The organism is Bacillus sp. Hm123, assembly GCF_051842975.2.
GTDB lineage: Bacteria > Bacillota > Bacilli > Bacillales > Domibacillaceae > Bacillus_CE.
In genome coordinates this window covers 1,464,569-1,484,679 of record NZ_CM200277.1, presented here as the reverse complement: position 1 = coordinate 1,484,679, position 20,111 = coordinate 1,464,569, and the positions used below count along the sequence as shown (strand labels likewise).

Sequence of the window (20,111 nt, the reverse complement as noted above, 5' to 3'; positions counted from 1 at the left end):
GGCGGAGGTTTATTTAATGAATCGACTGCCTATTTTCTTTTTCCATCACTAGTTTATACATTTCTGTCAAACCATATGTCCGTTTTTCAGCAATGGCTATTTTTTCTCGTTCTTCCTTTTCATTATTTTTTAAATGTAGCAAATTTTCTTCTAGCTCATGAATTTTCTTCTTTATTCCTATCGACTTTTGCTCATTCACAGCTAGCCGTTCTCTTAAAAGAATAATTTCTTGCGTGATTTCAGGTGCATAATCAGGATATTTTTCTAATACCGTTTCTGTGATCTCGCTGAACACCTTCTCTAGTTTCTTTTCTAATTGCGCCTTTTCAGTTCCATAATAGCTCGACTTCACAAACGAAGAGACTTTACCAAGCACTCCTCCTGTCGGCGCTTGCTGAGCCTCGATTTTCTCATCGACTTTTCTTAAATTCTCTTGCAAGCGATTTTGTTTTACACTTAATTCTCCAAAATAAGGTCTCGATGGATCTTGCTTCAAAAGTTGAGTGAGTTTCTGAAGCATTTGCTCGTAATAATTAGTCGTTTGGCCACTTGTCCCTTCTAGCGTTTTTTGTTCTTGATAAAGAATATCTAAAGCCGTTTGACCGTCATTTCGTTTTTTCACCAGTTCATTCACTGATCTTAATAGAGAGCAATAATGTTCAAAACGCTGTTGCCAAGCTGTTGACAACGGCGATAAATCATTTTGTTTTTCTATTCCTTCAGAAAGAAATGGCAATGCCGTTTGCAGAAGAACGATCGGCAGTAACCCTTTATTAAACAATAAATGCTGGTACCGATAAAGGATGCCTCCCCCTTTAAAAATTAACGATAGCAATAAACTAGGATGAGTCATCCAAGAAAAATAAGCAACATCGTGAACGCTCACCGCTTCTTTTCTTGAGAAGCTTTGGAGAAGTTCTTGATAAAAACGAAAGCCCGCTCGTTCGCATATCGCTGTAAACACAGCAAATACATCCTTTTGTAGAGCCCCCGATAATTCATTCACTGTACACGCATGTAAACTGAGCTGCTGTCTCACTTGCTCTTGTTGATAATTAGGCATAGCTTGTAGAAACGCTACGATTTCCTCTGTCCAAAGCATAGTTGATCGCTCTTCACCTTGATTTTGTTCATCTAAGTGAGTGTACATTTCAGCTAGTTCCCAATGAATTAAAAACTCCAATTTATTTTTATTAGAAAATTGATCATACACATTGGAAAATTGCTTGTATTTTTTTTGTGACATGCTGAATACTTCTTCCACAATATTGGCACATTGCTTTTCAATTTCATAGAATTCATTGTATAAGCTTCCAGGTAATTTCAACGTTTTGCTCAAATGCAACAACAAATCTAGCTGAAGCTCTCGATCACTCACTCCATTTAACTTTTCTGCTTCTTTACTTAGCCATGTATAAAAATGAGCTGAACGCTCCTTAGAAACAACATCCTTCGTTTTTGAAGATATAATGTCCCAAAGATTCACATCATTAAGCAAAACATAGACAAAACGCAAATGTCTTCCCGTTAAGAAAACGAGTGATTGCGCTAATTGTTTTCCTTCCTTCATTCTCATCCGTCCAATCTACTTAATCTCTATGATTCTATTATATATCAAAACATAGAAAGATAAAAATTTCCTATTACGATCGGTTTGTCGAAACATGTCTGAAATTTTCCTGACAATTTTATGAACTTTTTATTGCGAAATCTCTATCGATTCCATAGAATTGACATATAATTCTTAAAATTGACAACTTTTAAGAAATAAAAAGGAGGATGTTGTATGGAAAACCCACTTTTACATTCCACATCACCAGGGCCAAAAACGAAATATGAAAAAATTGCAGAAAGACGTGATTTCAAGCATTTAATCCAAGCAAAAAACAAGTTTATTGTTCCAGTTTCGGTTTTTTTCTTAATTTTTTACTTTTCATTGCCACTCTTAACTTCCTACACAACTATTTTAAACACCTCTGCGATCGGCTCCATTTCCTGGGTTTGGTTATTTGCTTTTGCTCAATTTATTATGACGTGGGTACTATGTATGCTCTATGTTAAAAAAGCAAACCAGTTTGATCATATGGCAAATGAAATCTTAGACGATGTAAATCAACAAAGTAAAGGAGAAAATAGCTTATGAGTATACTAGGTTTATCCTTCTTTGTTGTCATTGTCGGCTTAACACTTGTAATCACGTATTGGGCTGCCAAACGAACGAATTCTGCTAGTGAATTTTATACAGCTGGCGGAGGACTGACTGGCTGGCAAAACGGGTTAGCAATTGCTGGAGACTATTTATCAGCAGCTTCCTTTCTCGGAATTGCAGGAGCCATTGCTTTAAATGGATTTGATGGTTTCTTTTTTAGTATCGGCTACCTCGTTGCTTATTTAGTCGTTTTATATATCGTGGCTGAGCCACTGCGCAACCTCGGTAAATACACACTAGCTGATATGATTAACGCTCGCTTCGATCAAAAAAAGATTCGCGCCACAGCGGCGATGAGCACGATCACCATCGTTATTTTTTACATGATTGCTCAATTGGTTGGAGCAGGAGCACTCATTCAATTATTATTGGGGATTGATTATTGGATTGCGGTATTGATCGTAGGTGTAATGATGACCGTGTATGTTCTTTTTGGGGGAATGACGGCCACTAGCTGGGTGCAAATTGTGAAGGCTGTGCTACTGATGATCGGAACGGTGATTATTTCTTTTCTCGTTTTAGCTAAATTCAACTTTAATATCTTTGAGATGTTTTCACAGATGAAAACCGCTACCCCACTAGGCGAAAGCTTTTTACACCCCGGAGTAAAATATAAAAATCCAATCGACACGATGTCGATCACGATTGCTCTCGTTCTCGGCACGGCAGGATTGCCACATATATTGATGCGTTTCTTTACAGTAAAAGATGCGAAAACAGCTAGAAGCTCTGTCGTAGTAGCTACTTGGATTGTCGGGATTTTCTATATTTTAACGATCTTCTTAGGGTTTGGAGCTGCCGCTTTTGTCGGTTCTGATAATATTATTGCAGCCAACGCAGCAGGGAATATGGCCGCTCCTCTACTCGCTCAAGCACTCGGTGGAGACATGCTGATGTCCTTTGTATCTGCTGTAGCTTTTGCAACCATCCTCGCTGTTGTAGCCGGGCTCGTGTTATCAGGCGCATCAGCATTTGCTCATGATATTTACGGAGAAATTATTAAGAAAGGAAAGATCACAGAAAAACAGCAAATGCTCGCTGCTCGCTATGCATCGATATCTGTCGCTGTGTTTTCCATCGTACTCGCACTTTTTGCTCAGAAGATGAATGTTGCCTTCTTAGTCTCACTTGCCTTCTGTGTAGCCGCCAGCGCCAATCTACCGGTGATCATTTATACAATTTACTGGAAGCGCTTTAATACGACTGGAGCATTAGCTGCAATGATTACAGGCCTTGCTTCTGCTTTAATACTTGTATCCATCAGTCCAAATGTTCTCGACCCTGAAGGTACAGCTATTTTCGTTGGTGAACCACTCTTTCCATTAACCAATCCAGCAATTGTGTCCGTTCCTGCTGGTTTCATTGCTGGATATCTCGCCACTGTACTGTCTTCTGCAAAAGCCGATACCCGTAAGTTTGCTGAAGTAACTGTCAAAGCAAATACAGGATATAAAGGCTAAATCGATTCTTTTCGCTTCTCCGCTAACTAATGGTCAGTGGAGAAGTTTGATCGTTTTAGCCCTTCTTCTCCCGTTGCTGATCGGTCATTTCATCAAAATCGCTTAAACGAGTGTTCAGTTCGTTTTTTAACTTCTTTTCTTTATTAGCAAAAGAACTAGACACCTCTTGCAGACCAATGGCTAAATTCATGTACTGTTTGTAAGCAATGTGGATATCCAGTAAGGCGGAATATTCCTTAAGCATCGACTCCGGTGGAGCAGGCAATTCAGCCAGCATCACCTGACATATTTCCATTTCGTTCTCCATGTTCTTAACAGCGTCTTCCTTTTGAACACTTAAGGTAGCTCGCCATTCGGACTGATTTGCCACCATTTTTTGCGCAGCTATTGAATGGTCCTTCATCAACAGATAAATTTTCTGCATTTTTCTTGCGTATGTCACTTTCTCCTTTTGTTGCTTATGCTGTTGATAAAAGAAGCCTCCAGCTAACAAAAATAAGCAACCGACTAAAATCATTAATAAACGTATTAACTGTAAGGTAGATTTGTTCATAGGTTTCTTTACCCGTCCTCACTATATGCGTAAACATATGTATTTGAGCTTTCATACGCATTTCATCACTCGCTTATATATACGTTTGAATAAGTAAAAAAGTTTTGTGATTTTCACAAAATATAAGTGAAAGCAAAAAAACCAGGTCTTTCCGATATGGAAAATACCTGGTCTTTCTGACATTCCTATTTATCATTTAGATTAACTCATCCACTGATTTAAACTCGTAACCTAAATCAGTGGCTACAGCTTCATAAGTAACGAAGCCCTTTAGTGTATTTACACCTAGCTTTAGAGCTGAATTATCAGCTATTGCCTTTTCAAATCCTTTATTAGCAATTTGGAGGGCGTATGGAATCGTCACATTCGTTAAAGCAACTGTTGATGTACGTGGAACAGCCCCTGGCATGTTGGCAACAGCGTAATGAACAACACCGTGTTTTTCATATGTTGGATGATCATGCGTTGTAATATGATCAACCGTTTCAAAAATACCGCCTTGGTCAACCGCTACATCAACAACGACAGATCCCGGTGACATCGTTTTCACCATTTCTTCGGTAACAAGCTTCGGTGCTTTTGCTCCTGGAATTAATACCGCTCCAATCACAAGATCTGATTCTTTCACTGCTTCAGCAATATTAAATGGATTAGACATTAATGTTTGCACGCTTGACCCAAAAACATCTTCTAATTGACGTAAACGATCCGCACTCAAGTCAATAATTGTGACATCTGCCCCTAATCCAGAAGCGATCTTGGCCGCGTTTGTTCCTACCATTCCACCACCAATAACAGTGACTTTACTTTTTCTTACGCCAGGTACTCCTCCAAGAAGAACGCCTTTGCCACCTTTATTCTTCTCTAAAAATTGAGCACCAATTTGAGTAGCCATACGACCTGCGACTTCGCTCATTGGCGAAAGAAGAGGGAGCGTACGATTCACTGAAACCGTTTCATAAGCAATTCCTGTCACTCCATGATCAACAAGAGCTTTTGTAAGAGCAGGCTCTGCCGCTAAATGTAAATAAGTGAAAAGAAGCAAATCTTTACGGAAATATTGATATTCTGATTCAATCGGCTCTTTAACTTTAATGACCATTTCTGCTTGTCCCCAAACATTAGCAGCTGAATCAATAATTTCTGCTCCGAATGCTTGATACTCCCCATCTTTGAAACCGCTTCCAATTCCTGCGTCTTTCTCTACTAACACTTTATGACCCGCACGAACCAATGCGCTAACGCCTGCAGGAGTAATTGCTACACGATTTTCATTATTTTTAATTTCTTTAGGAATCCCAATAATCACGATGACCATCTCCCTGTTTTTTATTATATGTCTATAGTATGACAATTTTCAAAACATTTCATCATTACAAATAAAAAAAACAGGGAGAGTTTTTTGTGAATTCTTACAAATCAGCCTCTTCTAACTTTTCAATCAACAAATCTAAATAGAGCGTAATCTTTTGATTCGCATCTTTCAAGTTGATGTCAGCTATTTCTGATATTCTTTTTAACCGATAGGCTAATGTATTCGCATGTATATGCAACGCTTTCGCCGCTTCGTTCATATTGCCATCATGCTGCAAAAAGACAAATATCGTCTCTTGCATATTCGAATGATGATCGCGATCATATTTCATTAGTTTCATAATCATCGGATTTTGAAATCCAGTTTGCTTTCGAATAGCTGCTAAATCTTCAATAAACTGAAACACCCCTAACTTTTCATAACAACAAATCGATTTTGTGACCTTGGGGAATTGATTTTTAATTTTTAATACAAATAGTGCTTCCTGGTAGCTTCGACAAATATGTAATGGTTGATCGGCTACAGCACCGACGGCTACCGTGATCCCTTCAATTTGTTGACGCTCATTGATTTTCGAAATAAAACTGTAAATAAAGGCCTCTAAACTACTCATATGATCTTTTTCAGATATTTTCGCCAATAAAATTAATTGGGTATTATCAAACGTTCTCGCTACGATCGGAAGTTGTTGAATCGTTTCTACTAAATAATCCGTTTGTCGCTCAACGGATGGATTGATCGGTTGAGGAAAATCAAAAATAATCACCGCAAATGGACCTTTTAACTGTAAATGATGATGCTGATTCATCGCTTCTATTTCTTTTAATTTTGAAAAGTGGCCCGTCAATAGCTTCCAAAAAAATTCTTGATAGCTTTTCTCTGTTTCTTTTTTCTTTTTTTGATGTTGAAGCAGCTGATTTTTCACTGCCTTGGCAGCTTCTTGTAAAATCATTAATTTTTCATCGGTAAAGCTTTTTTTAGGGTGCGCCCAAATAAAGCCAACTACTTGATTTTGTTTACGGACAGAAATGGCTACTCGCTCCCCTAATGATACTTGTTCAATCCGTGAAATAATGACAGGTTCTTCTGTTTCAAACAACTTCGGAATCGCGCCACTTTTCCATAAACTATTGATGACATGCTCTGGCACTCGCCGCGCCATAATCGTCGCAATTCTCACCGAATCGACTTCATCTTCATGTTTACTATAAGCAATAATGCGATGACTCGCATCTTCTATCGTAATCGGACATTCTAGCTCTTCACTAATTCGATCAGCTAACACTTCAATTGATTCATAATCATTCGCAAAATAATTCCCTGTTGCATTTGCCATATAAACGTTGTTCCTCCATTAATTTCATGCACGAAATATTGTTGTCATCCTTACTGAAATCACTCATTTTTCTCCTTCAACTGACGAACTCCTTCTTTACATACACCCGCACTGAGCCAAGAACATCCCTCACAAAGAAAATCTAGATCTTCTGGGTCTACCCTTTCCGCTGTTCGTTTTATTATATCAGACTTTCGATATACCTGATTTTCTTTCAACTCTAAATGGCGAATAACCTTTTGATCAAGAGTTGTCACATGCTGTTGTGATGTGGGTGATGCTTCACATATCGTGTCTCCTTTATTAGGGCAAGAAAAACAAGCTTCATCAAATCCGACCACCACTCGAATCATGAAATCTTTTTGTTCATTTCTTATATCCTTGACAATTTCTGTCATCGTCTCAATAAATTCTTTACTATATCCCATCCCTCTAAATCCATGAACGCATAGAAGATGATGGCCTCTCATTTGTTTCATCATCATTCCCCTCCATTATGTATTTATTATACAACATCATTGTTTAACAAAGCTAAACAAAAGGAAGTATCCGCTTTAACTCGGACACTTCCTTTTTGGTTTTATAAATTAGCTGAAAGGTTTTAAAATTTGCAGACGAGCAAAATTGACTGTAGGCAAGCAGGAAAAAATTTAGAAGGCTATAAGAGGTAGTTAATATTTTCTAGAATCACAATTCGGGCAAACATATACATCTTCTGCATCGAAGATCGTTCCACATTTTGTTTGCTCAAGAACGACTAACGCTTTTCGTAAATCGGCACGAACACCTTCCCATCCACAATCACACTTAATTTTGTTAAAAGAACCAAACTTATATACACCATAATTCATAACATTCACCTCTCAAATAAATTTTCAGAATATTTTCCGTAGTCTAATATTACACAATACAAGCAGGAATTTCAATTTAAATGTGTGAATTTTTTGTTAATTTTTTATCAAAGTCAAGTCTTGTTTTTATTTTACAAAGAAAAAGTGGCTGTCTAAACATAGCATCGTTAGACAGCCACTTTTTTATTCCTTAATTAGTTGTTTCATATCTAGCACCATTTCATCAAACGGCACGTCTTCATTGCCACTATAGCTTTTCACAACGGTGCCTTCTTTATTAATTAAATAAAAGCTTGTTCCGTGCAAAATTTGATCGGAATCAGGTTCTGGAATCGCTAAAGTTTGAAAGTTTTTCTCTGCAAATTTTTTAATGTATTCATCATCATAACCTGTTAATAAGTCCCATTTACTTTCATCAACGTTAAAATAAGAAATATATTCTTTCATTTTTTCAGGTGTATCATTTTTAGGATCGACACTAAAAGAAACGATGCGATAATCTTCTATGCCTTCTTCTTGCAGCATCTTTTGTAGGTCAGACATATTCTTTGTCATCGGCTGACAAACCGTTGTACAGTTAGTAAAGATGAAGTCAGCAATCCACACGGTACCCTTTAAATCTTTAAGGCTTACTTCTTTATTATCTTGATTGATATGAGTGAAATCTTGCAGCTCTACATTCATATTGCCTTGGAAGTCGCTGTTGCTACATCCTGTGATCAATATGAGTGATGTGATGATCATAAGTACGATTAAACGAGATAACTTCAACTAAGTCCCCTCCTACATGTATGTAAGCTGTGATAATTCAATGGTATGGTATCTCATTCAATTTCTCAACTAAATAGAGTGAATGAATCTGAACAATTTATGAACATATATGAAGAAGAGGCAAGGAAATCTCCATTTCTTTAAGTGTTTTTCATATATCAACTTTTTCTTGTTTCTTTTCAATCAAAATCGTTAAGCTAATGAGCGTGACGATGATCGTTGCCCCCATATCAGACAAAATCGCAATCCAAAGAGTAAGCAAGCCCGGAATCGTTAACAATAACGCAATTAATTTTAAACCAAGAGCTAAAGCAATATTCACCTTGATAATTCGGTTCACCCTTTGGCTAATGGAAATAGCGGAAGGAAGCTTGCCTAAATGATCTTGCATTAACACAATATCCGCTGTTTCAATCGCGCTATCCGTTCCTTTCCCCATCGCAATACCAAGGTTCGCTGTCGCTAGTGCGGGGGCATCATTAATACCGTCACCTACCATTGCTGTCGCAGACGTTTCCGTTAATTCTTTGATTTTTTTCACTTTTTCATCCGGAAGTAACCCTGCATAATAGTCCGTTAAACCAATGGCTGTTGCGACTTTTTCAGCGGATTTGTGATGATCGCCCGTCAGCATGACCGTTTGTTTGATCCCATTTTCTTGAAGGCGTTTCATTAGCTGATGAGCTTCTGGACGAATTTGATCGGAAATACCGAACAAGCCAAGTACTTTGTCTTCATCCGCTACCGCTACTAACGTGTACCCACTTCCTTTTAGTTGTGCGATATCCTCTTTCACTTTATTCGGCAATGTCAGATGTGCCAAACTGTTTTCATTTCCTAAAAAGTACATTTTGTCATCAACTTGTGCAGACACTCCCTGACCCACAATTGTTTGAACATCAGCTGCATCTGCTATTTGAGATACACTTTTTTCTACTTCTTTTACAACAGCAACTGCTAATGGATGGGAAGAATTTTTCTCGATAGCCCCAGCAACTTGATAAAAATTCGGTTCATAGACAATCGTTTGTTCCACATGAGGTTCACCTTTTGTTAACGTCCCTGTTTTATCAAAAGCAATTGTCTTTATTTTTCCTAATTGCTCTAAATGGACTCCACCTTTTACAAGAATACCATTTCTAGCATTTCTCGTAATTCCTGATACAATTGCGATCGGAGAAGATAAGATTAACGCACACGGACAACCAACAATTAATACAGCGAGCCCTTGATAAAACCAAGTTCCCCAATCCGCTCCAAAGATGAGTGGTGGTGCTACCATAACGATAGCTGCAATCAGCATGATCACAGGCGTGTAGTATTTAGCAAAGTGATTAATGAATAATTCAGTAGGTGTTTTCGTTTCTTGAGCTTCTTCGACGAGATGTAAAATTTTAGCTAATGAAGAATCCTCGTAAGCTTTCATGATCTCAACTTTTAATAGACCTTCATTATTGACACTACCGCCAAATACATCGTCTCCTACTTGTTTATCGGCAGGCATCGATTCTCCTGTAATCGCCGCTTCATTAACTGAGCTTTTCCCTTCGATTACTTTTCCATCAGAAGGAATTTTTTCTCCCGCCTTAACAAGAACAATATCTCCAATTTCCAAAGCAGAGATGGGAACTACTCTTTCATGGCCTCCACTAATCAAGACAGCTTCTTTTGGAGCGACTTGAAGTAGAGTAGCCATCGACTTCCTAGCCTTTTCCATACCCAATCCTTCTAAATATTCATTTAATCCAAAAAGAATTGCTACTAGCGTTCCTTCACGCCATTCACCAATACCGAACGCACCAATTAAAGCAACCGTCATTAACGTGTCGATATTGAACTTAAGACGAAAAAGATTTTTCATCCCTTTAATAAACGTCTGATAACCACTAATTGCTGTTGCAGCAACGTACATAGATATGATTACAGCCATAGACAGATAATCTTCAAGCAGGAAAGCAGAAGCAAACAAGATCGTCGAAATAGAAATCAACATTTTCCAATTAGGACCGCTATGGGCTTCCGCATGATGATGTCCCTCTTCATCAGAGCCGTCCTGTTCTTTAATGATAACTGCGCCATCTTTTGCTAATATTTTTTCAACATTAGGCAAATCGACGCCTTCAGGTACAGCCAACTTACCTGAATTATAGTATATTCTAGCTTCCTCTCCATTTGGGAGCTTTTGAATTTCTTCTTCCATTTCACGAGCACAATTCGCACATGAAAGGCCTTTCAATCGATACTCCGCCATACAAGGCCACCCCTTTTCTTTAATATCATTTGAGTTGATGGTAACATATTTTCTAAGTTCTGTATATGATTATATGCTCATATTAGAAAATATGTGCCAATCGCAAGGGGCGTGCCATTTAGCAACGCCCCCAATTTCAAATCATATTATCCAAAAAACTGAAACTCCGTGTAGCTACCGCTTTGAGTAGAAATCACTTCTAAGCGCGCTTCTATTCTTTCTTTCAATTCTGGAACGTGAGAAATCACTCCCACTAATCGACCACTGCTTTGAATATCCATCAATGCTTCAATCGCTTGGTCGAGTGATTCTTGATCGAGCGTACCAAAACCTTCATCAATAAACATCGTTTCTAACGATACACCCCCCGCATATTGTTGAACGACTTCTGCTAAGCCGAGCGCTAACGCTAAAGAGGCTTTAAAGCTTTCTCCACCAGATAATGTTTTGACGTGGCGCTCTTGTCCTGTATATTGATCAAACACTAATAATTCAAGACCACTTTGTGCATTGCCTTTCGCTCGATCTGTTTTTCGAAGTAAATAATAACGCCCTGCGGTCATTTTGATGAGACGCTCATTGGCGACCATTAAAATATCATCTAAAAATGAAGCGAGTACGTATCTTTCAAAAGTTAACTTATGAACATTGTTTCCGTGTGCCATGTCATACAGATGCCCAATTAATCGATATTTTTCCTCTAGTTCCTTTAAATCTTCGTTTAGTCCCTCTGCTCGTTCTTTAATTCGCTGACAATCACGAATGAGGGCGGATGTCACAGCCCATCTCTCCTGCTCGGCGGTCATTTGCTCCGTGATCGATGCTAATTCCTGCTTGATTCGCTCCACATCCGGCTTTTCAACATCCTCTAACAGTTGGATGAGTTCTTGCCTTCTATCTGAGACGGATCGTAAATCCTCGTTATAGCTCATAATCTCTTGCTGTAGTTGCTTAACGGCCGCTTCCGATCGCTTGCTGCTTTCATATTGCTTATAATCTTTAAACTGATACTGATCCATTAACTCTAGAAACACGTTACGCTCTTTTGCTAGTTGCTCCTGTTTCCCTTGATGCATGTATTCCACTTCTTGAAGAGTGGCGGCTACTGTCGCGACATTGTTTTCGTGTAACTGTTTTTGCTGCACTGCTTGGTCGAATTGATCAAGCAGTTGTTGTTTCCTTTTTTCAGCTTGTTGGAGTGCTTGATCAAAAGCTAGTTTCTGCTGAATAGCAACCGGAATATTTTTCAATAATTGCTCCACGTCTGCGCGCTTTGTGAAAAATCGTTCTTGAGAGTGACTTATCTTCGTATTCAGCTCATTGATCTCTTGTTGCAGTTTCTGTTTCGATCGTTTCAACTCTTCCTTCGTTTCCATCCATTTTGTTTTTAATTTCAGTCTTTCCTGCGCTTCTTGAATGATCGCTTCACTCGCTTGCTTTTGCTTCCAGAGTTCTTGAGCTGAGAAGTCATTGTCTAAACCACTCGCTTTCGCTTCTTGCTCCAGCTTCTCTAACGCTTCTATATTAAGTTCAAGACGGGTCTGCTTCTCGAGTTTGCTCTTTTCTATTGTACGGTGCTCCTGTTCTAGCCTCTCTAGCTCCGCTTTCGCTAATTGAATTTCCTCTTTCGCAGGTCCTTCTAACACTTCTGAAGCTGGGTGTGGATGATGGGTAGAACCACAAACCGAACAAGCTTCTCCATGTATTAATGTCGCAGCTAGTACCCCCGCTTGATGCTTATTCCACCCTGACTCTAACGCCGCTAGTGTAGTTCGAACTTGAAGAAGCTGTTCACCTTTTTCTTTCTCTTGCTCTTTGCACTCACGATGCTGTTGTTGAAGTAGCGAAATGTCCGTTCGTTTCGTTGCTATGTCATGACTCAGCTGAATATGGCTGTTTACTTTTGTTAGCTTCGTTTCTTCTTGATACAGCTGACTTTGCCAATGATCTAAAGAAGAGAGTTCTGTCTCGACTTGATCGATTTGATGCTCAACTTTCTCGTAATGATCAGATAATTGCAAACGACGATCTTCTAATTGCTCCGTTTGTTTCTCCCATTGTTTTAGCTGTTGTTGCTCATCATCTAGTGAATAAACAGCTGCCTTCATCGCATGTAATTTACTGACTTCCTCAGTCGCCTGATGTCGTTCGTCTTCTTTTGACTTCTCTGCTTCCCATACCTTTTCCGCTTGAATGTAAGCTTCCTGCTTTAAAGCTAAATCCTTTTTCGTCTGTTCCATTCTGTCATGAAGCCGATCAAGTTCACTCTTTAACGTCTTACACTCTTTTTCCTGTTGCTCAAGCTTCGTTGCTTTTTCGGCCCAAGTGATTTCCGCTTGTTTATGTAAAATCTCCTCTTGTCTAGCCTGCAATTGTTGCAGTTGTTTATCCAACTGCTCTTTTTTCTCGATTTGAATCATGATTCGCTCAGCTTGATCGAGCTTTTTGTTCCATTCATCACGTAAATCGCTCTGCTTCGAAAGAGTCTGTTGAATATGCTCCGATTGAGCCGTCAAGTCTTCGATGTCTTTTGCAAGCTGAGTAAGTACAGCTGCTTCATTTAAAGGTGACGCTTCAAGTAATTGAACCATTTCTTCGGAAGGTGATTGAATACTTTTTAATAGCTGCGTTCGTTCCTCAGCACCCGATTGCACTTGCTGTTTTAAAGCATTTGCTTCTATCTTTAGCTTCTCTTCAATCTTTTTGTAAAATTGTGTGTGGAATAATCGTTGCAGTATTTGTTCTTTATCTTTGCTATCAGAAACGAGTAATTTTCTAAACTCTCCTTGAGGAATCATTAATATTTGGCGAAACTGATTGGCGTCTAATTGAACGATTTCTTTAATTCTTTCATCGACGTCTCGTACGTTGGCTGCTAGAAGCTTTTTTTCTCCATTATTTGTCCATTCATACAGCTCTGCTTTTGCCGTTACCGTTCGATAACCATCCCCACGTTCTTTCTTTTTTTCTTGTTGAGGGGAACGATGAATTTCATATGTATGACCCTTTAACGAAAATTGAAGCTTCACTTCTGTTAACATGTCATCGCTAGCAAAATGGCTGCGAAGTTCGGAACCTGTGCGCCCCTCCCCACTCGCTCGCCCATAAATCGCAAAGCTGATCCCGTCAAAGATCGTCGTCTTTCCCGATCCTGTTCGACCAGAAATCACAAACATCGTATGATTTTCTAGCTGACCAAAATCGATGACTTCTGTTTGGGCATACGGACCAAATGCTTGCATCGTTAATTTTAACGGCTTCATTTTTGCTCGACCTCCAATTTGACCTCTTGGATCGTTTTCTCCATTACTTCTTTCTTATCTAACGTAAATGGCTCCGTCGTCATTTGTGTGTAAAAGTCCGAGAAGAGATCCAGTTCGGTTTTCTTCTCATCACGTACTGACGTATAATTTTGTTTCTTTTTTTGATCCGTAAGTTCGATTTTTCGATCAAGATGTAACACATTCGGATATACTTGTCTTAATTTATTCATCGGATCAATGAGTGCACCTTTGTCGAGCAAAGTAACTTTTAAATAGTCTTCTACTTGTTCTGTTTGAATGCGACTTGGATCTAGTAATTCTTCAAGCGTCCCTTCTATTTCACGCATATCTCTTGTTGGAATGAGCGTTCGTTCTTCAATCGTCACTTTTCCATCATCTGTAATCTCAACAATCGAAATACTTTTCCGCTGTTTCGCTTCAGAGAAAGAGTATTTTAATAGCGACCCTGAATAGCGGACGGCGTCATGGCGAATCGCATCAGGACTATGTAAATGCCCAAGAGCTGTATAATCAAAAGGCTCAAACAAATCAATACTTACACAGCCTGAGCCGCCGACCGATAACGTTCGTTCGGAATCACTCGTTTGACCGCCAAGAACAAACGCATGCCCAACAAATACGTTGATCTCATCTTGATTCATCTCTTCTTCTATTTTTCCGATGATCGCTTTCATTGCCTCTTGATGAGAATGAATCGACTCATCGCCTAATAGCTCGCGAACGACTCCAGGCTCTACATAAGGAACACAGTAGAAATTTACACCGTTAATTGATACAGGTGTGAAGTCTTGATCGAGCTTTCCTTTTAAATAAAAGTTGCTCTGCTTAAACCATGAAGCACCGAAAGATAACCGTTCTGCACTGTCATGATTTCCAGCAATCGCGACAATCGGCGTCTCAAGCTCGACATTGATTTGAAACATCACCTCATTTAGTAGCTCAACAGCTTCTGTAGGCGGAACCGAACGGTCATACAAATCCCCTGCGATCACGACCGCATCCGGTTTTTCTTGTTTAACCATTTCGACAAATTGCCGAAGTACCTCCCTCTGTTCAGCTGTCATATATACTCCATGAACGAGCTTTCCTAAATGCCAGTCTGCTGTATGAATAAACTTCACTGCTCTCACCTCTGTCATAGTCTATATATTTAATAGTAACGAATTCTTATATGAATGCAAACGTCAAACAATAATATAGTATACTGAAAAGAATGAATCCTTTAAAAGAAGGTGATTACATGCAATTCTTTTTAAAAATGTTAGGAATGGTTCAAAAAACGAGATTTCGTCATCTCTTTTTTTGGGCGGGCGGATTGCTTTTTCTCTCCGCTTTCGTCATGAGATGGTTAGAACCGGATACTTTTCCAACTGTGTTTGATAGTTTCTGGTACGTAATGACGACCGTAACAACAGTTGGATATGGTGATTATTCTCCCGAAACAACGGGTGGACGATTGTTCGCCATTATTTTTCTATATTTACTAGGCATCGGCATATTAGGGATGGTAATCGGAAAAATTGTTCAGTTTTTTTCTCTTTACCAACAATATAAGGAGGAAGGAAAGTTGAGCTATCATAAAAAAGGACATTACATTTTTATCGGCTGGTGCGAAGAGAAATCAAAAGAGGCGATTTCATCGGTCTTATTTGACTATCCAGAAGCTGAAATCGTGCTTATTGACACGCTAGAGAAGTGCCCAATCGCTCATGAACGTCTCCATTATATTCAAGGCAATTTAACGGAAGAAAGTACGCTAGACAAAGCCAATATTCGGCATTGCCGTCGCATCTCTATTTTCTCCCCTTCTCACATTCATGATTCCACATTAGCTGATGGTCATACACTATTGATTGCAGCTAGCATCGAGGCATTTTCGGTTAAACATGGCATCGAACTATATACAATTGCGGAAATGCGGAAAGAAAGTCATCGAGCAAGTTTTGAAAAAGCAAATATTGATGAAATTGTTCTCTCTACCGAATCAATCGCTCGCATGATGGCAAAAGCGGCTGTCGTAGAAGGATCCAATCAGCTATTTTTCCAATTGTTAAACGATCAAGCGGGGCATGATTTACGACAAATTCGACCGGAAAACCTTTGGGCTACTTATGGAGAAGTCAATGAATGGTTAGAAATACGAGGAGCGAATCTCATTTCTGATCGAGGAGATATGAGTGTGATTCAAAAACGAAATGATAGAATCCCTGATTCCGCCTGCTTATTATTTTCATGTGACGATGATCATTATGAACAAATCCTCACAGAAATGACGAAAATGAAAACTCGTCTTCCATAATACTTTTCATAGAACCTACTAGAAAACGATCTCTGCTAGTTTATCTATTGTTTCACCTCCATCAATTGTCTATAATAGTAACGAAAGTAAGTGATGGCTGGGGGTTACATAATGCTAGAAGGTTGGTTTTCTTATTTCATTTTATTCTGGGTCGTTATCTTAATGGGAAGCTTTGCTATTGGAGGCTTCTTTATGTTTAGAAAGTTTTTGAAACGCTTTCCAAAAGAAGATGGTCGTTCTGATATGGACTGGGAAGAATACTATGTCGAACAAACGAGACATCTATGGAAGCAACAAGAGAAAGATTTACTCGAAGAACTCGTAAGCCCGGTACCTGAACTATTCCGCGATGTGGCTCGCCATAAAATTGCTGGAAAAATCGGTGAAATCACATTAAAGGAAAACGCCAAAGTAGTAACACAAGACTTAGTCATCCGCGGGTACATCATCGCTACACCGAAACGCGACCATAAGTTTTTACGAAAGAAGCTAACCGAAATGAACATTGATATGACTCCATATGAACATTTATTTTAATACATGACTAAAAAGAGGCTAACCCAATTTAATATGGGTGCCTCTTTTTTAATCATACATTACCTATTTGATCATTTCTTGACTTAATTTTCGATATTTGATATACATCGCAATCCGCCAAGGAACAATCATTGAAAATGCGAGAATAAAAAACATGCCGCTAAGTTCACCAAGATCAATGGAAGAACTCAAAATCCCTTTACCGATAATTCGGACAATAAGTAAACTGATTAAAATAATCGGAAAGGCCTTCGAACGTTTTAAATAAATATGTTCATCCCGAATCTCAAAATTAGACGTTTTAATTAATAAAATAGAAAATAACATCCCGACAGTCATCGCTTCTAATAATTCCATTAAACTAATCCTGAATTCAGGAATAATAAACATCAATGCTCCAGTACTCATAAAAAAAGGAGGCAAAATAATCTTTTTCACTGACGTTGGTTTCTTTGAAGCTTTCATTCGGATGAAAATCACACCGATCCCCATCAAAATAGCAAAAACAGATGAAGCTATATACAGCATCTTCATCAATCCTTATCTTAAAATAAATTTTCATAAACCACTTAAAAACACTTTAGCCTAGCAAGCGTCTTAACGCTTCATCTACGCGCGCTTCATCAAATGGTTTGGTCACAAAGTCCTTCGCTCCCGCCTCAATTGCTTCCATCACCACTTTTTGTTGTCCCATAGCGGAACAGATAATGATGCTTGCTTCAGGGAATTCAGCTTTAATTTCACTTGTTGCTTCTATGCCGTTCATCACAGGCATTGTAATATCCATTGTCACGACATCCGGTTGAAACGTTCGATATAGTTCAATGGCCTGTTCCCCGTTTTCAGCTTCACCGACTACTTCATGATTTAATTTTATTAGCATATCCGTTAAAGTCGCTCTCATAAACTTTGCATCATCCACAATCAAAACCCTTGCCACTTAAGCTCCTCCTTATTCTACCTTCTGTTTATCGCTATGCATGTTAGAATCCAGTGAAATCTCCAAAAATGGGACTTAACAACGAAATAATTTTCGTCATCCAGTCAAAAAATAGAACAATCCCCATAAGAATCATAACATAGCCACCAATTTTCACAATCTTCGCACTATGTGTGCGAATCCACTTCATACGGCCAATAAAGAAAGAAAGCACAAAAAAAGGAATCGCAAAACCGAGCGTATAAGCGATCATATATATCAGCCCTGACCCTGGATTCGAGGAAGCAAGGGCGAAGACAGATAGCAATATTGGCCCTGTACAAGGCGTCCACCCTGCCGCAAATGCGAGTCCGATTAACATCGAACCAAGATAACCGCTTGGACGATTTTTAAACTCAATCCGACGATCTGTCATCATAAATTTAGGTTGAAGGATACCTGTAACAACCAAACCGAAAAAGACAATAAAAATCGCCCCTATTTGGCGAATTAGATCTTGGTATTGGAAAAGAAAGTTCCCTACAAACGAACTCGTAAACCCAAGCGCAATAAATATGATAGAGAAGCCTAGCAAAAAGAAAAGAGTGTGAAGCATGCTCCTTCTTTGCAGCATCGCATTGTCATTTTTTAATTCATTGACACTCATTCCTGTTATGTATGATAAAAATGCCGGATAAAGCGGTAAACAGCAAGGTGAAATAAAGCTTAAAAAGCCAGCTCCAAATGCGAGAAAAATATTGACATCACCCATAGAGATCCCTGCCTTTCTTTTGCTATTGTAACAAAGTTTTTAAAGTTTAGCGAAAAAATATTATATGAATACTTTGTGACAAAACGAAACTTGACCTCTGTCTGAGTACTCACGCTTATATAAATGAGGCATGGATCAAAAAAAGTATTTTGAAAAAAAGAAAAAAATTGGGTATACTATCATTAGCCTAATAAATAAAAAGCGTGAAAGGAACTATTGATGTGTCTAAAGAGAAATTATTAGATACGATTGAAAAAAAGCGATTAGAGTTATTTGAAGTAGTAACCATGAAGGGATTAAATTCTCCTTTAGCTATTCAATATAGCCAAGAGTTAGACGCGTTATTAAACGATTACGATCGCCATTATATTCAACCATTAGTTTATAAAAATAAAATGCTCAACTAATACGAACAGGAAGCTCAACCAATCCTGTTTACTTTTTGTTTTGTAAGAAACGTCTCTACTCCCGAGAAACAGCTGATTGAAAATACTTACGTAGCATAAAACCCACTTATTTACATCTGTTCTTTTCAACAGAAATAAGTGGGTTCCATTCGTTAGATCAGTAGACAATCGCTACAAGGCTTGACGAACCACACAGAAGGCAAACATCACTTCCGTTCAAATGTAGATGAAGCCTTGGAACGATTCTTACTTCCCATCCATTTGTTTGTTCATTTGCGCCATCATTTGATTTATCTTCTTCTGGGATGGTTTCATTCCCATTTGCATCATCATCATGCGTAGCATTTGTTCATTAATTGGTGGATTTTTCTTCAAGTAATCCATCATGTACTTACGAGCAATGAAAAACCCAAGTGCAACTCCAGCTATTAGAGCTAGAATTCCGACTAGCACATACCACATAAAATACTTCCTCCTTCATGTTGTCTACTAAAAGTTTACTAAACCACAAGTCATTATACAACATGAAAGAAAAATTTTCTTTATCTAAACAAGATTTCTTTTTTTATCGGTTCAAGCCAGCCATAATTTTTTCGTTTAAAGTCAACAGCAAACAGGTAAGCCTTCATTTTCTTTAAGGCGTGGAAAAAAATCGCTTCCGATTCATAACTTCCAGAAGCCTTTAAATATAAGCATTGCTCATCGGCCAACAATTCGGCTTGTCCTTTATTATTCGGAAGTTCGATTTGAAATAAATGGTCATTTTGTATATTAAACCAACTTCTTGCGGATAATGCTTCACAAAGCATTTCCCTCACTTGAGAAATAAAAAACTTGTTTGTAATGTATTGAATTTGCTTTTCAATAATTCCTTGCTGTTCGCTTTCCCCACAGGAGCTTTCAAAAAATAGTTGAAAAAAGTTTTGTTCTCGTCCATAAAAATAGTGAGCAAACTCTTCCGTGATCCAGTATATTTGATAACTTCTCATCTATTGACCCTCCTGTAAGCCTTTTCATTTTATTATAGTCAATAGATAAACGTAAGCTTGTTGAAGCTTGAAAAAAAACACCACTAGTTTTGTCGATTAGGCTAATCAATGTGAAAAATCATCAAAAAGCCAGCTCCTTAGAGAAGCTGGCTGATCGG

Annotated in this window: 20 protein-coding genes; 5 read left to right on the top strand and 15 right to left on the bottom strand. The window is 38.5% G+C overall.

Features of this window, described 5'->3' with window-relative positions; all coding sequences use genetic code 11:
* Window positions 1-13 precede the first annotated feature (13 nt).
* Window positions 14-1,570, bottom strand: coding sequence for a hypothetical protein (locus tag ACSVDJ_RS07675; protein WP_439170918.1), 1,557 nt, complete (start codon window positions 1,568-1,570; stop codon window positions 14-16).
* Between the two features lie 216 nt (window positions 1,571-1,786).
* Here ACSVDJ_RS07675 and ACSVDJ_RS07670 point away from each other — a divergent pair, with 216 nt between their 5' ends.
* Both ACSVDJ_RS07670 and ACSVDJ_RS07665 read left to right on the top strand, forming a co-directional pair.
* Complete coding sequence (locus ACSVDJ_RS07670) at window positions 1,787-2,143, top strand: DUF485 domain-containing protein (RefSeq protein ID WP_439170916.1); 357 nt, start codon at window positions 1,787-1,789, stop codon at window positions 2,141-2,143.
* Window positions 2,140-3,669, top strand: a complete 1,530-nt coding sequence (locus ACSVDJ_RS07665; RefSeq protein WP_439170915.1) for a solute symporter family protein — start codon at window positions 2,140-2,142, stop codon at window positions 3,667-3,669. Before ACSVDJ_RS07670 ends, ACSVDJ_RS07665 begins: the two co-directional genes overlap by 4 nt.
* 55 nt (window positions 3,670-3,724) lie before the next feature.
* Here the strand turns inward: ACSVDJ_RS07665 and ACSVDJ_RS07660 are convergent, their stop codons facing one another.
* The 9 genes from ACSVDJ_RS07660 to ACSVDJ_RS07620 form a co-directional block, all read right to left on the bottom strand.
* Window positions 3,725-4,222: a hypothetical protein gene (locus tag ACSVDJ_RS07660; RefSeq protein ID WP_439170914.1), complete on the bottom strand. Its 498-nt coding sequence runs from the start codon at window positions 4,220-4,222 to the stop codon at window positions 3,725-3,727.
* 196 nt (window positions 4,223-4,418) lie between these two features.
* Window positions 4,419-5,531: an alanine dehydrogenase gene (ald, locus tag ACSVDJ_RS07655; RefSeq protein ID WP_439170912.1), complete on the bottom strand. Its 1,113-nt coding sequence runs from the start codon at window positions 5,529-5,531 to the stop codon at window positions 4,419-4,421.
* A gap of 103 nt (window positions 5,532-5,634) precedes the next feature.
* The gene (locus tag ACSVDJ_RS07650; protein ID WP_439170911.1) at window positions 5,635-6,873 is read right to left on the bottom strand and encodes a PucR family transcriptional regulator; all 1,239 of its coding nucleotides are present in this window, start codon (window positions 6,871-6,873) and stop codon (window positions 5,635-5,637) included.
* A gap of 59 nt (window positions 6,874-6,932) precedes the next feature.
* On the bottom strand, window positions 6,933-7,358 hold the full coding sequence (locus ACSVDJ_RS07645) for a DUF1284 domain-containing protein (RefSeq protein ID WP_439170910.1): 426 nt from the start codon (window positions 7,356-7,358) through the stop codon (window positions 6,933-6,935).
* A gap of 186 nt (window positions 7,359-7,544) precedes the next feature.
* On the bottom strand, window positions 7,545-7,724 hold the full coding sequence (locus tag ACSVDJ_RS07640) for a hypothetical protein (protein WP_094835296.1): 180 nt from the start codon (window positions 7,722-7,724) through the stop codon (window positions 7,545-7,547).
* A gap of 183 nt (window positions 7,725-7,907) precedes the next feature.
* Window positions 7,908-8,495: an SCO family protein gene (locus ACSVDJ_RS07635; RefSeq protein WP_439170908.1), complete on the bottom strand. Its 588-nt coding sequence runs from the start codon at window positions 8,493-8,495 to the stop codon at window positions 7,908-7,910.
* 151 nt (window positions 8,496-8,646) lie between these two features.
* Entirely contained in the window at window positions 8,647-10,746 is a 2,100-nt protein-coding gene (locus ACSVDJ_RS07630; protein WP_439170906.1) for a heavy metal translocating P-type ATPase, read from the bottom strand.
* 146 nt (window positions 10,747-10,892) lie between these two features.
* Window positions 10,893-14,009, bottom strand: a complete 3,117-nt coding sequence (locus ACSVDJ_RS07625) for an AAA family ATPase (protein WP_439170905.1) — start codon at window positions 14,007-14,009, stop codon at window positions 10,893-10,895.
* Window positions 14,006-15,151: an exonuclease SbcCD subunit D gene (locus tag ACSVDJ_RS07620; RefSeq protein ID WP_439170947.1), complete on the bottom strand. Its 1,146-nt coding sequence runs from the start codon at window positions 15,149-15,151 to the stop codon at window positions 14,006-14,008. The genes ACSVDJ_RS07625 and ACSVDJ_RS07620 overlap by 4 nt, the downstream gene beginning before the upstream one ends.
* A 92-nt stretch (window positions 15,152-15,243) precedes the next feature.
* On the opposite strand from ACSVDJ_RS07620, the gene ACSVDJ_RS07615 reads away from it, so the two are divergent.
* Window positions 15,244-16,329 carry an ion channel gene (locus tag ACSVDJ_RS07615; protein WP_518620380.1) on the top strand — a complete coding sequence of 362 codons (1,086 nt, stop codon included), beginning with the start codon at window positions 15,244-15,246 and terminating at the stop codon, window positions 16,327-16,329.
* Between the two features lie 111 nt (window positions 16,330-16,440).
* Window positions 16,441-16,866 (top strand): DUF2621 domain-containing protein, encoded by a 426-nt coding sequence (locus ACSVDJ_RS07610; RefSeq protein WP_439170902.1) that lies wholly within the window; start codon window positions 16,441-16,443, stop codon window positions 16,864-16,866.
* Between the two features lie 63 nt (window positions 16,867-16,929).
* Here ACSVDJ_RS07610 and ACSVDJ_RS07605 read toward each other — a convergent pair whose 3' ends face one another.
* The 3 genes from ACSVDJ_RS07605 to ACSVDJ_RS07595 are packed head-to-tail and all read right to left on the bottom strand — an operon-like array spanning window position 16,930 to window position 18,557.
* Window positions 16,930-17,394 (bottom strand): CcdC family protein, encoded by a 465-nt coding sequence (locus tag ACSVDJ_RS07605; RefSeq protein ID WP_439170946.1) that lies wholly within the window; start codon window positions 17,392-17,394, stop codon window positions 16,930-16,932.
* A 52-nt stretch (window positions 17,395-17,446) separates the two neighbouring features.
* Entirely contained in the window at window positions 17,447-17,806 is a 360-nt protein-coding gene (locus tag ACSVDJ_RS07600) for a response regulator (protein ID WP_439170901.1), read from the bottom strand.
* A gap of 43 nt (window positions 17,807-17,849) precedes the next feature.
* A complete protein-coding gene (locus ACSVDJ_RS07595; protein WP_439170900.1) occupies window positions 17,850-18,557 on the bottom strand; it encodes a cytochrome c biogenesis CcdA family protein in 708 nt (235 codons plus the stop codon).
* A 203-nt stretch (window positions 18,558-18,760) separates the two neighbouring features.
* Here ACSVDJ_RS07595 and ACSVDJ_RS07590 point away from each other — a divergent pair, with 203 nt between their 5' ends.
* Complete coding sequence (locus ACSVDJ_RS07590; protein WP_439170899.1) at window positions 18,761-18,964, top strand: Spo0E family sporulation regulatory protein-aspartic acid phosphatase; 204 nt, start codon at window positions 18,761-18,763, stop codon at window positions 18,962-18,964.
* A 246-nt stretch (window positions 18,965-19,210) separates the two neighbouring features.
* Here ACSVDJ_RS07590 and ACSVDJ_RS07585 read toward each other — a convergent pair whose 3' ends face one another.
* Window positions 19,211-19,426: a YneF family protein gene (locus ACSVDJ_RS07585; RefSeq protein ID WP_439170898.1), complete on the bottom strand. Its 216-nt coding sequence runs from the start codon at window positions 19,424-19,426 to the stop codon at window positions 19,211-19,213.
* A gap of 80 nt (window positions 19,427-19,506) precedes the next feature.
* Window positions 19,507-19,953, bottom strand: coding sequence for a sporulation inhibitor of replication protein SirA (gene sirA, locus ACSVDJ_RS07580; protein WP_439170896.1), 447 nt, complete (start codon window positions 19,951-19,953; stop codon window positions 19,507-19,509).
* Window positions 19,954-20,111 lie beyond the last annotated feature (158 nt).

Coding starts and splice junctions, on each gene's coding strand:
- ACSVDJ_RS07625 (WP_439170905.1), bottom strand. CDS start 14,009: ATGAAGCCGTTAAAATTAACGATGCAAGCATTTGGTCCGTATGCCCAA.
- ACSVDJ_RS07630 (WP_439170906.1), bottom strand. CDS start 10,746: ATGGCGGAGTATCGATTGAAAGGCCTTTCATGTGCGAATTGTGCTCGT.
- ACSVDJ_RS07675 (WP_439170918.1), bottom strand. CDS start 1,570: ATGAAGGAAGGAAAACAATTAGCGCAATCACTCGTTTTCTTAACGGGA.
- sirA (WP_439170896.1), bottom strand. CDS start 19,953: ATGAGAAGTTATCAAATATACTGGATCACGGAAGAGTTTGCTCACTAT.
- ACSVDJ_RS07595 (WP_439170900.1), bottom strand. CDS start 18,557: ATGGGTGATGTCAATATTTTTCTCGCATTTGGAGCTGGCTTTTTAAGC.
- ACSVDJ_RS07645 (WP_439170910.1), bottom strand. CDS start 7,358: ATGATGATGAAACAAATGAGAGGCCATCATCTTCTATGCGTTCATGGA.
- ACSVDJ_RS07665 (WP_439170915.1), top strand. CDS start 2,140: ATGAGTATACTAGGTTTATCCTTCTTTGTTGTCATTGTCGGCTTAACA.
- ACSVDJ_RS07615 (WP_518620380.1), top strand. CDS start 15,244: ATGAATCCTTTAAAAGAAGGTGATTACATGCAATTCTTTTTAAAAATG.
- ACSVDJ_RS07585 (WP_439170898.1), bottom strand. CDS start 19,426: ATGTGGTATGTGCTAGTCGGAATTCTAGCTCTAATAGCTGGAGTTGCA.
- ACSVDJ_RS07605 (WP_439170946.1), bottom strand. CDS start 17,394: ATGCTGTATATAGCTTCATCTGTTTTTGCTATTTTGATGGGGATCGGT.
- ACSVDJ_RS07660 (WP_439170914.1), bottom strand. CDS start 4,222: ATGAACAAATCTACCTTACAGTTAATACGTTTATTAATGATTTTAGTC.
- ACSVDJ_RS07640 (WP_094835296.1), bottom strand. CDS start 7,724: ATGAATTATGGTGTATATAAGTTTGGTTCTTTTAACAAAATTAAGTGT.
- ACSVDJ_RS07610 (WP_439170902.1), top strand. CDS start 16,441: ATGCTAGAAGGTTGGTTTTCTTATTTCATTTTATTCTGGGTCGTTATC.
- ACSVDJ_RS07650 (WP_439170911.1), bottom strand. CDS start 6,873: ATGGCAAATGCAACAGGGAATTATTTTGCGAATGATTATGAATCAATT.
- ACSVDJ_RS07670 (WP_439170916.1), top strand. CDS start 1,787: ATGGAAAACCCACTTTTACATTCCACATCACCAGGGCCAAAAACGAAA.